The following is a 15,002-nucleotide window of genomic DNA, read 5'->3' as shown; positions in this document are numbered from 1 at the left end:
CGCCTATAGATTTTTTTCCAAAATGAGAAGTTTTGGAATACTTCCATATGCATTTGCATCTAAAATATCTGTTAAAATAGCTATTCTACCATTTTTTAATTCAATGATATCTCTTATTCTATGATTTAATTTTATATATTCAATATAGCCAATCTTATTGTTTTCTTTATCGTACACAAGTCTAATAATTTTATTTCCTATTAATGATGTTACAAGTATATTGTCCTCCCATTCAAAAAAATAATTTGAGCCATAAACTATAAGATTAGAAATCCCTAGCCCTGGACCCCAAGAAAATAATGGTTTCTCATAATTATCGATGATTCTATTTTTTTTAGTTAAGGGCCAAATTTTACTATTATAATCTGTACCAAACGTTTCATAGGGCCATCCATAATTTTTATTTTCTAAAATTAAATTTAATTCATCGCCACCTTCAGGCCCATGTTCAGTTGAAAAAATTTCTTTATTTTTATTTACAAAGAGACCCTGTGGGTTTCTATGACCAACAGAAAAAAACTTTTTTTGTTTTGTGTTAATATTTAATTGAACAATTTTTCCATAGTCATTATCTAATTTTTGACTTAATATTGGACCATTCACTCCATCAGCATAAAAATCTCCCAAGGTAATTAAAATATTAGACTCATCTAATTTTGCAATTCTTCCCCCTGATGATGACGATGCAAATAAATCATTAGGAGTTAAATCAGTTTTTAAACAAGGATTGGAACTAAATATTTTTTTCCAATCATTAATTAAAATTTCGTTGTCTTTATCTTTAATTTGGCTGTTATAAACTGAAATTACATAACAATCATTTTGAACATTATAGTCTAAAGAGGACAGAAAAATTTGATTTTGACCATTTATAATTTCTATTAAAATATCTCTAGTACCAAATAAATTTTCTAATCTAACTGTGCCTAATTCATTTTCATATTTTTTAATAAATTTTTTTTTATTATTTATAAGTATTGGTGATTTAATTTTAACAAATGATTTATTTTTTGTATCAAATAAATAGAGAAAACCGTCATTATCTACAAAAATTATCTTATCTTTAAAATTATCTATCGCTCCATATTTTTTATAAGTGGGCAAATTATATTCTAATAATTTAAGATTATTCTTAGCTGTTTCAATAAAACTAATTTGTTCCTCTACTTTTTTAATTTTAGAATTGAATGGAAAAAATTTATAATGATAAGATAAGGCCCCAAAATAATAAGAGGTTAAAGAAGTGATCGTTAAGATGACAACCAGTAATATGGAAGTTTTTTTATACTTTTTTATTAATTGAATCATTAAAGGCTGTATTAATATATTAATATATGTAAAAGTCTATTTTAACTAGTGAATAAATGTGTGATTAGTAATTAAAATATGACAATTAACTTAGCTGTAATTTTTGACACTGAAACAAATGGTGGTGGTGGATTTTATCAATCTCTTTCTACTGCTAAAATAATTAATGACTTCAAAAATCCCAATCTTAAAATAGTTTTTTTTTGTACATCAGAAAATGTTCAAAAAGTACTTTTCAAACATAATATAAAAAGTAAAATTTTAAAAATTGGCTATTTTGAAAGATTTATTAATATAATTGATCAAAAAATTTTTTTTTCTAAAATTTTAAAAAAATTAAGATATAGAAACTCAATTCATAAAATTTCAGAAAAAAATAAAATTGATCTATTTTTTTTTCTTGGACCCTCAACTCTAATTGATTTAGTTAAAAATACTGAATATTCCAATTTTATAGTAAATATTTGGGATATTAATCATAAATTAGATAACTACTTCCCTGAATTTAAATCTATAGAAACATTTAATCAAAAAGAAAAAGTTTTAAAAAAAGTTGTAAATAATTCTTTTAAAATAATTGTAAATAGTAAAAAAGCATCTGAGGATATAGAGAAATTTTACAATTGTAATCAAAAAAAAATTTCAATAATCCCATTTAATACTCCCTTACCTAATATATCAAAAAATAATAATAAAGAATTTTATAATGAAATTTTTGATAATTTTGAAATAGACAAAAAAAATAAAATTTTTTTTTATCCTGCTCAATATTGGCCTCATAAAAATCACATTTATTTATTTAATGTTATAAAAAAACTTAAAAAAGTAAATAGCGATTTCATATTAATTTTGACTGGTGGAAACAAAGGTAACTTAGAATTTTTAAAAAAAAAGGTCACTGAATATAATTTAGAAAACTATGTTAAATTTTACAATTTCTTAAATGAAGATCAAATTATATCACTATATATGAATTCCGACGCCCTACTTATGCCAACATACGTAGCAAGATCAACTCTACCCTTGCTTGAGGCTTTTTATTTTAATCTTCCAGTTTTTTATTCAAAAGCTATATTGGACGATGAATATGCAAAATTTGTTAACGAATTTGATTTAAATGATGAAGATGATTTATTTTTACAACTTAAAGAATTTTTAGATGGTGAATCAAAATATAAAAGTAAAACTTCAGCAGGAAAAAATTTCTATGATGATTTATCTAAAAAAAGGCATTTAGAGCTTAAAAAAATATTTGATGAATACAAATTTCTTTCATCTAAATGGAAGTAGCTTTTTTAAACTTTTTTTTATAGTTAAAATCAACTTATAAATATGTGATATAATTAAACTTTTACTATGAATATTTAATAGGTTATTTGGAGATGGTGCATATCCTTCAGTATATTCACTTGGTATTGATGGAAAATAGATTCCTTTTTCTTTAAATTTAAAATCATAAAAAGGTTTTTCAAAATGAGTTAAGAAAAAAAGTCCTATGACTTCATTATCACCCCATCTATATTTATAATCACCCGCATATTGATTAACTTCTTCAATATATTCATTCCATGGTGATTTCTTTATCATATCAATATTATATAATTCCATATTCCCACATTTAAACATTAGTGTATTGACTATATCTTCATCATTATTTTTAAGGGCATTTTTTAGTTTTGGGCATAAGGGCTCGTAATTATATTTTTTTAAATAATATTTATAAAAATTCCATAAATTTTCTGTAGTCTCGCGCCTTGTTTGAATTGAGACATTATCTCCATCAGCGTAAGCTGAGGCTGTTGGATACTCATTAAGTATGTCAAAAAGATCAAAATTAATTTTTTTTTTAAACCATGACTCGTCATCAAATTTCATTAACTTTTCATACTTTTCCATATCTTTACACATACAGCCAATTTTACCAAATGATGTTAGGTTAGTTGAAAATCTTAGCATGTGAAGATACCCAATTCTCTTTTTTGAAAAATTTTTTTTTACATACCTGTTATATGATCTATTATAAAATAACTCTTTCTCTTTTACTTGTTTGGGAATTTCATAGTCAATTTCTTTTAAAAAAATATTTTCTGAGAATTTTTTTCTAAGATTTGTTAAATAACCATCACTTGTTAATTTTCCAAAAGTATGTAAATAAATTGGATAATCATATTTTGAATTAAAATTTTCATAAAAATTCTCTAAAGTTTTTTCTAAAATTTTTGTTCTTGCTAAAAGAATTACTATTCCTGCATTATGTTTTGAACTCATTATTATTTCTTATTTTCTTTTAAATAATGATCATATCGTTTAATATTTTTTTTATTGTTTGTACGATTATTCTCATGTTTTCTATATTTATACATGGGAAATTCAATTCTCCCTATTTGAAATTTTTTTTCAAATCTAGTTTTTAATTCATGGCCTTCTCTCATTTTAAATTTTTCATTGTACATACCAATATCAAACAAACATTCTTTTCTAAACATCACCCCACAAGCAATTTGTTTTTTTAAACAGTTTACTTTTTTGATTTTTTGCTCATAGTTGTTAACCTCAACATAATCTGTGGCTACAGCTTGATACTCTCGATTCATCTCCAAAAACAAACTTGAGACAAAGAGATAGTTTCTTGCTATGTAATCGTCAGAATCTACTCTAACAACATATCTTCCCTTGGCTTTTTTTAAGGCTAAGTTTAAAGACTTTGGTAAACCTAAATTTTTTTTATTATGAATAAAATTGATATTCTCTATTTTTTTATAAGGTTTTAGAATTTCTTTTGTACTATCTTTTGAAAAGTCATCTACAATAATTAATTCCCATTTATCTTTTTTTATATTTGCTTGGTTAATGATACTTCTTATACATCTCTCAATCCATTTTTCATGATTATAAGTACATACAATAACACTAATATCTGGTAAGAAAATTTTATTCAAAATTTATTCTCCTTATTATTTTAGTTAGACTATCATATGTTTGTATAGCCGCCTTAGACTCAGACTCATAGGTTAATCCTGCCATATGTGGTGTTATGAGCAAACGTTCATTTATTTTTGAAAACTTGTACAAAAGATTACCCTTCAACATTTTTTTTTGTTCATCTTTAATTACGTCAATAATTGCTTTTGATTTTGAATTTTTTCTTAAAAACTTTATCAGTTCTTTATCATCTAATATTTCGCCCCTAGATGAATTTATCAATATTGATCCATTTTTAAGATTATTTAAAAATTTTTTATCAATCAAATTTTTTGTCTTTTTATCAAGGTGGACCGAAACAATTACTGCGTCACATTTTCTTAACATTTGATATAAGTTGTTAAATTGAAAAATTTTTGGATTTTTAGTTTTTACATATGGATCGAAAACTAAAATCTTCATTCCCATTGAAAGAGCATATTTTGCAACATTTGAGCCTATTCTTCCAAAACCTACAATTCCTAAAGTTTTATCAAAAATTTCGTTTCCTCTTAATTTTCTCTCATTTTCTCTCCAATATCCAATTTTAACGCTGGAAACTCCTTTAACAAAATTTTTAAAAGAATTTAAAAGCATCAAAAATGTAAATTCCGATGAGGCAGAAATTTTATTTATTAGTTTTGTATTTTTTAGACTTTTTACAATAACTCCTCTTTCTTCAAAGAATTTTACATCAATATGGCTTACCCCAGTTGAGGGTGTTAAAATAAATTTTAATTTATTTGTATCTGGAATTAGACTCTTATCAATTTTGTAATTTGGACATGGAGAGCATATCCAGCCATCTACTTTTTTAATTTCATTTTTGATAGTATTTATATTAGTTTCATTTTTAATAAATACACACTCAAATTCATTTTCAAGTTTTTTTCTTATTAATGGAACAAAATCTAAGTCTGTAGTTATCAATAATTTTATTTTATTTTTTTGCTTTGAGTAGAATATCTCTGAACGAAAAATTTTTTTTGGAAAGTTTACAGAATAACCGTTTTTAATCAATGATTCAGCAAGCACTAAATCTGATTTTTCATCAATGTTAATTGAGCTTATTGATGACATAATATAAGGTAACATTTTTTTTCCATGTCTACTTTTATGTTTAACAAGACAATTATTTGTCATCGCATATATAGAGCCATTTCTAATATAACAAGGTTCAAAGTCTTGTCTTCTGGAGATATTATTTTTTTCAGGATACTCTTTACAAAAGTCGGTGATCAAATTGTTTTTGATTCTCTTTAATCTGGTTGGATGTTTTTCTCCAGTATTTACGTATGCTGTAACACTGTCAATATTATTGTCGAAGCTTTTATCCAATAATTTTATAGCTTCATCTATATGTTTGTGTCCTCTTAATGGACTGACACATGGAAGTTCTATTATATAATCAAAAAAAGTATTTTTGATATTTTGATATCTGACTACAGCATCATGTAGTGCATCAACTGAGTTCACTTTATCGCCACTTAATTTTTTATTTCTAAAAAAAGGTACTTCTGCACCAAAGTCAGAAGCCACCTTGGCAATTTTTTTACTATCAGTGGATACAATGATATTATCAATGTATTTTGATCTTTTTGCAGCTTCTATTGTATAGCTAATTAGTGGATTGCCCGCTAGATCAGTTATATTTTTTAATTTAATCCCTTTGGAGCCACCTCTTGCAAGTATAACAGCTAGTATTTTTTTTTTATTTGAAATCATTAATTTAATTCCTAAAGGTTCTCATCAACATTTACATCTTTATTAAAAACACTTTTAACATCAAATATAATTGAATTTTTTTTTCCAAAACTTTTAATTTTATTAATACCTAGTCTTATAAAGTTTCTATGAGGAGTTGAAATTATTATAATATCAAAAAAATTTTTTTTAGTCATTGTTTTATGAAAAATCATCTTTTTTATTGGTATGCTAGTATTTACTAATGGATCAAAGCCATGCACTTCATGACCCTCTTTAATAAAATGTTTTGCTAAATCAAAAATTTTGGAATTTCTTATATCGTTACAATTTTCTTTAAAAGCCAATCCTAAAATTAAAAATTTTTTTTTATTTTTCATTAATTTGAACTTATTATTACTCTTTATCCTTGAAATAATTTCTAAGTACATCGAGTCATTAATTTTTCTACCCGCCAAGATTACCTTTGGCTCATAGCCAATTTTTTTTGATTTGTAAGTTAAGTAATAGGGATCAACTCCTATGCAATGACCACCTACTAGGCCTGGTTGGTATTCATGAAAATTCCATTTTGTTGAAGCAGCTTTTATTACATCTTTTGTATCTAAATTTAATTTATTAAAGATAATTGAAATTTCATTCATCAATGCAATGTTTAAATCCCTCTGAACATTTTCAATTACTTTTGCTGCTTCTGCCACCTTAATTGAACTTGCTTTAAATACCCCAGCCTTGATTATCTTAGAATATACTTTGTCTAAATAGTTCAAAGTTTTATAATTTGAGCCACTAATTATTTTTTTAACATTGGTTAGTTTGTGGTTTTTGTCTCCAACATTTATTCTTTCTGGTGAATAACCACAAAAAAAATCTTTATTAAATTTCAATTTTGATTTTTTTTCTAAGATTGGAATACAAACTTCTTCGGTACAACCTGGATAGACAGTTGACTCAAAAACTATAATCATATTTTTTTTTAGTATTGACGAAACTTTTGTCGTAGAATTTTTCAACATTCTTAAATCTGGAATATTTTTTTTGTTAATTGGTGTGGGTGTTGTGATTATTATTATATTACAATTATTTAACTGTGAAATTTTATCATAAACTGATAAATTTTTTGAATTTACAAATTCTTTTTTTTTAACTTCATTGTTACGATCTTTTTTTTGATTTATTTCATAGACTCTTTTTTTATCTATATCATATCCCACCACATCAAAAAATTTTCCAAACTCTATTGCCAAAGGTAAACCTACATATCCCAATCCAACAATTCCAATTTTTAATTTAAGATTATTCATTATAATATTTTTTGTACCATTCAACAAAATTTTGAATTCCTTTTGTCACTCGAGTTGGTTTTTTTTTATAAAACTTTTTAATCTTTGAGTTGTCTGCAAATGTTTTTTTAATATCCCCTGCTTGTAATTTCATATATTTCTTTTTTGCTTTTTTATTCAAAACTTTCTCTAAAATTTCAATATATTTAGTGAGCTTAATAGGATCATTGTTCCCTATATTATATACTTCAAACGGAGCCGTACTTGATGAAGGATCAGGTTTTTTTTTATTCCATTTTGTTAATTTTGGAATTTTATTTATAAGAACCTTTATTACATCAACTAAATCGTCGACATAAGTAAAGTCTCTATAATGATTTCCATAGTTAAATACCTCTATTGCTTTGCCCGCAAGTATGTTTTTTGTAAATTTAAATAGTGCCATGTCTGGTCTGCCATATGGACCATAAACGGTAAAAAATCTTAATCCAGTTGTGGGTAAATTGTATAAGTGACTGTAGCTATGAGCCATTAATTCATTTGATCGTTTTGTTGCAGCATATAATTGGATTGGATTATCTGCTGAATTTTTTTCTTTATAAGGAAAATTTTCATTAGCTCCATATACGCTACTTGTACTCGCGTATAACAAGTGTTTGACTTTATTAACCTTAGAAAATTCTAAAACATTAAAAAAACCAACCAAATTTGAATTAATATATGCTCTTGGATTTTCTATCGAATACCTAACGCCAGCTTGTGCTGCTAAATTGATAACTATATCAAATTTAAATTTACCCAACTTACTAAGTTTTACAAAGTTTGTGATATCAATTTTTTTAAATTGAAATTGTTTTTGTTTACTGAATTTATTATTAAGTATTTTAATACGATTTTTTTTTAAATTAATATCATAATATTCATTTAGGTTATCAATACTTACAACTGAATAACCTTGTTTAAGTAAATTTAATGATAGGTGAAAACCAATAAATCCTGCACCTCCAGTAACTAATATTTTCATAGTCTATTTTATTGACAATATATTTATTGATTTCATAGGTAATACTACAATTAAAAGTCTTTTAATTGTATTTTTTATTAATTGATATAAAAAATTCTTATCTTTATTCATGTTAGGTAATATATAAAAAAATAAAATTAAAAACTTATTAATATAAATTTGATAAAATTTATTAACATAATTTCTTTTATAACTGAATACTTTCATGTAATCATAAGAAAAGGCTTCTATTATTTGAATTTCTCGGGGGCCTAATAAGGACATCCATCTCTTTTTTACTTTTTCTAAATTATAATAATTTTTGGGAGCTTTTTTATTTAAGTCAATTTTTTTTTTCATTAAATAAGAAGACTCACCTTTCCAGAGTTTTTTATTAAAAGTACTTTTTAACATACTTATTTTAAAACTAATCTTACTCCATTTACAAAACTTAATCATTTCATTTTTTAAATCTTTATTCATTTTTTCATTTATAAAAAAAAAATATTATTTGGATTATTTAGTTTTTCACTTTTAATAAATTTCCATCCAGCAATATAATTTAATAAAATTTTATTCATTGCAGAACTTTCTAAAAAAAAAAATTTATTTACTTTTTTCATTTGAAGTATACTTCCCGCAAAAGCTGCTCTAGGATCTCTAATCACAAAACAAAACTTAACATTCTTAAAAATAGAGTATTTATGATGATTCCAGCACATATGTTCATGACTGACAATAATTTTTTTTGACATAATATTTTCTTTTTTTAATTTTAAATATGCAAAATGGATTGCAAAAAATAAAGATCTAAAAGAAATTTCCTTTTGAATTGTTAAATAAATTCTTAAATAATTTTCAAAAATTTTTTTTTCTTTATAGTTTGAAAAGAATTTTCTTCTTGGGACATTATATGATTTATTTTTATAAAGTATGTTGCCTATTCTTAGGATCAATTTTTTTTTATTATCAAACATATTTTGATTTATTTTCTCTCTTACTGTAAACCTAAAAAAACTAAAAGCAGGTAATATTCCAACCTCTGTGTGACCATCAATTAGACTATGAACCCAATCTAGTCCATTATGTGCATTGGCTCCCAATGCTAAAATCGGTAAACTATTTATTTTGGAAATTTCTTTTTGATATTTCTTATTCACAAACAATAAATTATAATATTTTATACGAAGGTTAATTTAAATTTAAAATTTTGGAAATTTTTTATCATTAAATCCTACCATAATTCTTTTTATCTTATATGTATCTTTTTTTTTGCAATCTTTTGTCCACTTGCTATTGGACAAGTTAAAATATTAAGTCCTTTTAAAATCTTAATCATATTAGTATTGTATTTTCTTTCTGGATAGGATGTCTTATTTTTTCTATTAAATTTTTACATTTAGAAATTTCATTTTTTAATATTTTTTAAGGAAATTTTGTAAAAATATTATGTTCTAAAGCCTTTCGTAATCTAGATAATTTATTTCATTTTGCTTTCCCCCCCAACCTAATTGAAATTTAACAATATCAACACCAGAAAGTTTTGACTGTTTTATTAACTCATAACAAAGATTAGAGTTATTGTTATAATTTAAACCAATTTCTGAAATAAACTTCATCATTTTACAATTATATGAAAATAAAATTTTTACAAGAGGCATTAAAAACTTATTTTTTTTTCTAATAGAAAGTATATTTATTAAATAATTACATTTATTAATCATGATGAATAAAAATAGAAAAAAAGGTATTTTATTTTGGATAACTGGTTTGTCAGGATCTGGTAAAACTAATTTAGCCAGAAAAATTTTACCTTTTATTAATAAAAAATATGGGGCAACAATACACCTGGATGGTGATACACTAAGAGGCATTTTAGAGTTATATGGCTATACATTTAAGGAAAGGATATCTAATTCAAAAAAATTCGTAAGCCTAGCAAAACTTTTTACAGATCAGGGTGTTAATGTGGTATTTTCTATAGTTGGTCTAATGAATAAACCTAGGGCGTGGAATAGAAAACATATAGAAAAGTATATAGAAATTTTTATTAAATCAGACGTTCAAAAGATAATATCAAAAGGTAAGAAAAAAAAATTTATAAGAATAAAAAAAATATTGTTGGTGTAAATATAAAACCCCAATTTCCAAAAAATCCAGATATTACAATATACAATACATTTAATAAGCATTTAACTTTTTATGAACTGGAATTACAAAATAAGATTAAAAATATTATTATAAAAAAAAGTATGATTATTGAAAATAAAAATTTTAAGAAAAAAATTTTAACTGAAGGTTTTTTTAAATATGAAAGAATATTTGATAAAAAATTCATTACAGATATCAAAAAAGATATAAAATCTGCTAAAGGTACTATTAAATATTTTGATAGTAAGAAAAATCTAAGAAGAATAGAAAAAATTTATGACAAAAGCGAAGCCTTAAAACTTTTAAACAAAAAAATACTAATGATACTAAAAAATTTATTAGGTGAAGAATACACAATTTTTAAAGACAAATTTAATGTTAAGCCACCAGGGGGAGATGGTTTTTTTGCTCACTATGATGGCATTTTTAAATTTATAAATCATAATAATGAAAAAAAAAAAGGTTGGTATGAATATGGAAATTTTTTTATAAACGTTCTTGTGGCTCTTGATAAGTGTGATAAAAAAAATGGTACTATTGAAATTGCAAATGCTCACAAAGGTAGTTTTGATGATCTATTAAAAAATACTAAAAATGACGGTACGCCAGCAATAAAAAAAACAATAGAGGATGAAACTGTATTTAAATTAGTAAATTTAGAAGTTGGAGATATGCTTTTCTTTTTACATACATGTCCACATAGGTCAAACATAAATAACTCTAAAAAAAATAGAAGAATAATATATTATACATATACAAAAAAAAAATATGGGTCTAAATATAAGAGGTATTTTAAAGATAAAGATAAAAGTAAAAATGATTCAAAAGCTTTAGTGGAAAAAAGTAACTTATTATTATAGATTAAAATTCTTAAATAATTTTAAGTTTAATTTAAAGCTTGTGTATAAAACAACTTCATTCTAAGAATAATTCAATGAATATTAAAAAAAAAGTTTATGTTGGTTTGGCTGTAGACATTGTTCATGAAGGTCATATTAATATTTTAAAAATTGCAAATAGCTACGGTGAAGTAACTGTAGGCCTTTTAACAGACGAAGCTATAGCATCCTACAAAAATATTCCTCATTTAAATTATAAAAGGAGGAAAATTATCATTCAAAATATAAAATATGTTAAAAAAGTAATACCTCAAAATACCTTAGATTATGTTCCAAATTTAATCCTAATTAAACCTGATTTTGTTGTTCATGGAGATGACTGGAAAAAAGGTGTTCAAAAAAAAACAAGAGACAGGGTAATAAAAACTTTAAAAAAATGGTCAGGTAAGTTAATAGAGCCAAAATATACTAAAAATATTTCTTCTACTATTATAAAAAATAAAATCTTAGAACTTAGTGCTTTACCTCAACAAAGAGTTGATAAGCTAAAAAGGCTTATGTCAACAAAAAATATAGTTAGAATACTTGAGTCTCACAACTCTTTGACTGGTTTAATAATTGAAAAACTTAAAGTTATTAATAAAAATAAAAATATAGAATTTGATGGTATGTGGTCTTCAAGCTTAACTGATTCAGCGACCAAAGGTAAGCCCGATAACTCATCTTTAGATTTTTCTGCTAGGATATCTTCTTTAAATGACATGATGGATGTAACAACAAAACCATTAGTTTTTGATGCTGACAATGGAGGTCAATTAGAACATTTACCCTTTTTAGTTAGATCGTTAGAAAGATCTGGTGTCTCAGCAATGATTATGGAAGATAAAATAGGGCTAAAAAAAAATTCTTTATTTAAAAATCAAACTGGCACAAAACAAGATAAGCCTCAAATTTTTGCAAAAAAAATCAAAAAAATTTGCAACTCAAGGCAATCAAAAGATTTTATGGTAATTGCAAGAATTGAAAGTTTTATTGTTGGTAAGGGGTTAAATGATGCCTTAAAAAGAGCTGAGATATATTCAAAAGCAGGAGCTGATGCAATTTTAATTCATAGCAAAGAAAAAACTCCAAAAGAAATATTTGCTTTTGCAAAAGAATTTAAAAAAAGTAAAAATTTTATACCCCTAGTTTCTGTTCCATCTACGTATCCAAAAGTTTATGAAAAAGATTTAATAAAAAATGGTTTTAAATTGGTTATTTATGCAAATCAACTTTTAAGAGCCGCATACCCAGCTATGCAGAAAGCAGCAAAATTAATACTAGAAAAGAGACGTGCTTTTGAAGTTGATAAAAAAATTATTTCAATAAAAGAGATTATTAATTTAATTAAAAATGATTAAAGTTAACACTTTAATTAATATATTAAAAAAAAATAAAAGTAATTTTTTTACAGGTGTTCCTGATAGTGTTCTTAAAGAGCTTTCTTCTGCATTACAGAATAAAGGTAAAAATAACCATATTGTGTCAACAAATGAAGGTTCTGCAGTTTCACTTGGTATTGGTCACTATTTAGCAACAAAGAATGTGCCCTGCATTTATATGCAAAATTCAGGCTTATCAAATGCACTTAATCCATTAATTTCAATAGCACATAAGAAGGTTTATTCTATCCCATTAATATTAATTATTGGCTGGAGAGGTTCGCCTAGATTTAGTGATGAGCCTCAACATAATGTAAAAGGCAAAATCACCGAACAGATTTTAAAACTTTTGAATATAAAATATACTATCTTAAGATCAAATGCTGATTTTCATAAATTTGAAAAACAAATTAAAATTGCTAAAAAAAATAAATCTATTGTGGCTTGTTTAATAGAACAAGGTACCTTAGAAAAAAATAATAAATCAACTAAAAAAATAGATTATTACAAATTAGACAAAAAGTTTTTTTTAAAAACTTTATTGGAAAATTTAAAAAAAAAACAAAAATTATTTCAAGTACTGGATATAATTCAAGAGAGCTAATGCTTATCAGAAATAAATATAAATTAAAAGATAGTAAAGATTTTTATATGGTTGGTGGCATGGGTCATGCGTCATCAGTTGCTCTTGGATACTCATTATCAAGTATAAATAATACAGTCTGTATTGATGGTGATGGTTCATTATTAATGCATCTGGGTTCAATTAAAACAGCTGGAACTTTTGCTAATAAAAACTTTAAATATATAATGTTGAATAATAATTCTCATGACTCTGTTGGTGGTCAAAGCACCTATGCAGATGATGTTAATTTTGAAAAACTTTCAAAAAGTCTAGGTTTTAAAAAATTCTATTCCATCAAAAATGAAAAAAATTTAAAAAAAAATATAATTAATTTTCTTTCCGAAAAGAGTTTAAGCTTTTTAGAGGTTAGGGTAGCAAACAGTAAGATAAAAAAACTACCAAGGCCTAACGATTTAATTAAAATAAAAAACCAATTTATGAAATAAATGATTAACTCTTTGGAAGATATTGGAAAATTTATTGAGGATAAAAGTTTTAAAAAAATTTTTATTTTGTGTGGAAAAAAATCTTTTGCAAACTCAGGTGCAGAAACTTTATTTAAAAAACTATTATATAAAAAAGAGATTAAACTTTCTTATAAAAACTCAGAGATACCTGTTCTTGAGGAATTAATCATTATTATAAAAAAAATTAGAAATTTTGAACCTGACTTAATTCTAGCTGTAGGCGGTGGAGCTATAATAGATTATGCAAAAATAGCTAATATAGTTAATGTAAGACCTGATCTTGAAGATTTAATTATAAACTATTCTTACCCTTTTAAAAAAAAATATTCACACTTGGCTGTCATACCAACAACTGCTGGTTCAGGGGCTGAGGTTACTTCTAATGCTGTTATTTATGTAAATGGCATCAAACACTCCTTTGAAAGTGAGCTATTGATACCTGATAATTTTTTTCTCATACCTGAATTTTTGATTTCAGCACCAAATAAAATTAAAGCTTCGGCAGGATTTGATTCTATTGCTCAAGCCTTAGAATCTTTGGTTTCAAAAAAATCTAACGCTCAAAGTGTAGACTATGCTTCAAAATCTTTAAAAATATCAATTAATAGCTACATCTCTTTTTTAAATAATCCAAATTATAAAAATGCATCAGAAATGAGTATTTCCTCTAATTTAGCGGGCAAAGCTATTAATATATCCAAAACAACTGCACCACATGCTGTATCCTATCCATTTACATCTTTATTTAATATTAGTCATGGTCATGCTGTTGCTCTATTTTTTGAAAGTTTTTTTAAATTTAATTTTAATAATTTAGATAAATCAGACACGTCTTTTGATTTACAAAAAAGATTTGAATTAATATTTAATCTTTTTAATGTAAAAAATATTAATGATTTTAGCTCAAAGATAAAATTAATAAAAAAAAAGCCAACCTGGAAGACGATCTCCATGCACTTAATATAAATATTAAACAAAGTTCAGAAAAAATAATTAAAGGCATTAATTTATTAAGACTTGGAAATAATCCGGTTAAAATAAATGGTGAAGATATTTTTAAGATAATTTCACAATAAACATATAAAAAACCTAACAATTATATTGTTGGGGCTTGTGAAATAAAATATCAAATTTTCATAAAAAAAAATTTCAGTGCATAAATCAAGTCAATTGAGCAATTTTTTTAGAACTAAAAATTAACTTAATATTTCTAATATTTTTATAGTTTTGATTTAGCGCA

At 24.7% G+C, this 15,002-nt stretch carries 16 protein-coding genes; 7 read left to right on the top strand and 9 right to left on the bottom strand.

What is annotated here, in order from left to right; translation table 11 throughout:
* Positions 1-3: 3 nt before the first annotated feature.
* Positions 4-1,308 carry a PQQ-dependent sugar dehydrogenase gene (locus AC5SLL_RS00735; protein WP_494586696.1) on the bottom strand — a complete coding sequence of 435 codons (1,305 nt, stop codon included), beginning with the start codon at positions 1,306-1,308 and terminating at the stop codon, positions 4-6.
* A 78-nt stretch (positions 1,309-1,386) separates the two neighbouring features.
* Here AC5SLL_RS00735 and AC5SLL_RS00730 point away from each other — a divergent pair, with 78 nt between their 5' ends.
* Positions 1,387-2,598 carry a glycosyltransferase gene (locus AC5SLL_RS00730; protein WP_494586695.1) on the top strand — a complete coding sequence of 404 codons (1,212 nt, stop codon included), beginning with the start codon at positions 1,387-1,389 and terminating at the stop codon, positions 2,596-2,598.
* Here AC5SLL_RS00730 and AC5SLL_RS00725 read toward each other — a convergent pair.
* From AC5SLL_RS00725 to AC5SLL_RS00690, 8 genes are all read right to left on the bottom strand, one after another.
* Positions 2,581-3,576, bottom strand: a complete 996-nt coding sequence (locus AC5SLL_RS00725; RefSeq protein WP_494586694.1) for a glycosyltransferase family 15 protein — start codon at positions 3,574-3,576, stop codon at positions 2,581-2,583. The genes AC5SLL_RS00730 and AC5SLL_RS00725 overlap by 18 nt on opposite strands.
* A gap of 2 nt (positions 3,577-3,578) precedes the next feature.
* A complete protein-coding gene (locus AC5SLL_RS00720) occupies positions 3,579-4,247 on the bottom strand; it encodes a glycosyltransferase family 2 protein (protein WP_494586693.1) in 669 nt (222 codons plus the stop codon).
* Positions 4,240-5,994: an NAD(P)-dependent oxidoreductase gene (locus tag AC5SLL_RS00715; protein ID WP_494586692.1), complete on the bottom strand. Its 1,755-nt coding sequence runs from the start codon at positions 5,992-5,994 to the stop codon at positions 4,240-4,242. The genes AC5SLL_RS00720 and AC5SLL_RS00715 overlap by 8 nt, the downstream gene beginning before the upstream one ends.
* 11 nt (positions 5,995-6,005) lie before the next feature.
* On the bottom strand, positions 6,006-7,277 hold the full coding sequence (locus tag AC5SLL_RS00710) for a nucleotide sugar dehydrogenase (protein WP_494586691.1): 1,272 nt from the start codon (positions 7,275-7,277) through the stop codon (positions 6,006-6,008).
* Positions 7,270-8,280 (bottom strand): NAD-dependent epimerase/dehydratase family protein, encoded by a 1,011-nt coding sequence (locus AC5SLL_RS00705; protein ID WP_494586690.1) that lies wholly within the window; start codon positions 8,278-8,280, stop codon positions 7,270-7,272. Before AC5SLL_RS00705 ends, AC5SLL_RS00710 begins: the two co-directional genes overlap by 8 nt.
* Positions 8,281-8,283: 3 nt before the next feature.
* The gene (locus AC5SLL_RS00700) at positions 8,284-8,742 is read right to left on the bottom strand and encodes a hypothetical protein (RefSeq protein ID WP_494586689.1); all 459 of its coding nucleotides are present in this window, start codon (positions 8,740-8,742) and stop codon (positions 8,284-8,286) included.
* A gap of 8 nt (positions 8,743-8,750) precedes the next feature.
* Complete coding sequence (locus AC5SLL_RS00695; RefSeq protein ID WP_494586688.1) at positions 8,751-9,419, bottom strand: hypothetical protein; 669 nt, start codon at positions 9,417-9,419, stop codon at positions 8,751-8,753.
* A gap of 294 nt (positions 9,420-9,713) precedes the next feature.
* Positions 9,714-9,983, bottom strand: a complete 270-nt coding sequence (locus AC5SLL_RS00690; RefSeq protein ID WP_494586687.1) for a hypothetical protein — start codon at positions 9,981-9,983, stop codon at positions 9,714-9,716.
* On the opposite strand from AC5SLL_RS00690, the gene AC5SLL_RS00685 reads away from it, so the two are divergent.
* The 6 genes from AC5SLL_RS00685 to AC5SLL_RS00660 all read left to right on the top strand — a co-directional run bounded on the left by AC5SLL_RS00685 (position 9,982) and on the right by AC5SLL_RS00660 (position 14,728).
* Positions 9,982-10,389, top strand: coding sequence for an adenylyl-sulfate kinase (locus AC5SLL_RS00685; protein ID WP_494586686.1), 408 nt, complete (start codon positions 9,982-9,984; stop codon positions 10,387-10,389). The genes AC5SLL_RS00690 and AC5SLL_RS00685 overlap by 2 nt on opposite strands.
* A gap of 122 nt (positions 10,390-10,511) precedes the next feature.
* Entirely contained in the window at positions 10,512-11,270 is a 759-nt protein-coding gene (locus AC5SLL_RS00680) for a phytanoyl-CoA dioxygenase family protein (RefSeq protein WP_494586685.1), read from the top strand.
* Positions 11,271-11,350: 80 nt separating this feature from the next.
* A complete protein-coding gene (gene aepX / locus AC5SLL_RS00675) occupies positions 11,351-12,649 on the top strand; it encodes a phosphoenolpyruvate mutase (protein WP_494587059.1) in 1,299 nt (432 codons plus the stop codon).
* Positions 12,642-13,274 carry a thiamine pyrophosphate-binding protein gene (locus AC5SLL_RS00670; protein WP_494586684.1) on the top strand — a complete coding sequence of 211 codons (633 nt, stop codon included), beginning with the start codon at positions 12,642-12,644 and terminating at the stop codon, positions 13,272-13,274. Before aepX ends, AC5SLL_RS00670 begins: the two co-directional genes overlap by 8 nt.
* A complete protein-coding gene (locus AC5SLL_RS00665; RefSeq protein WP_494586683.1) occupies positions 13,274-13,741 on the top strand; it encodes a thiamine pyrophosphate-dependent enzyme in 468 nt (155 codons plus the stop codon). The genes AC5SLL_RS00670 and AC5SLL_RS00665 overlap by 1 nt, the downstream gene beginning before the upstream one ends.
* Positions 13,742-14,728 (top strand): iron-containing alcohol dehydrogenase, encoded by a 987-nt coding sequence (locus tag AC5SLL_RS00660; RefSeq protein ID WP_494586682.1) that lies wholly within the window; start codon positions 13,742-13,744, stop codon positions 14,726-14,728.
* The last annotated feature ends 274 nt before the right edge of the window (positions 14,729-15,002 follow it).

This window comes from Candidatus Pelagibacter sp. PS_43, assembly GCF_059417795.1.
The sequence above is the reverse complement of the archived record's forward strand: the minus strand, read 5'-3'. Positions and strand labels throughout refer to the sequence as shown.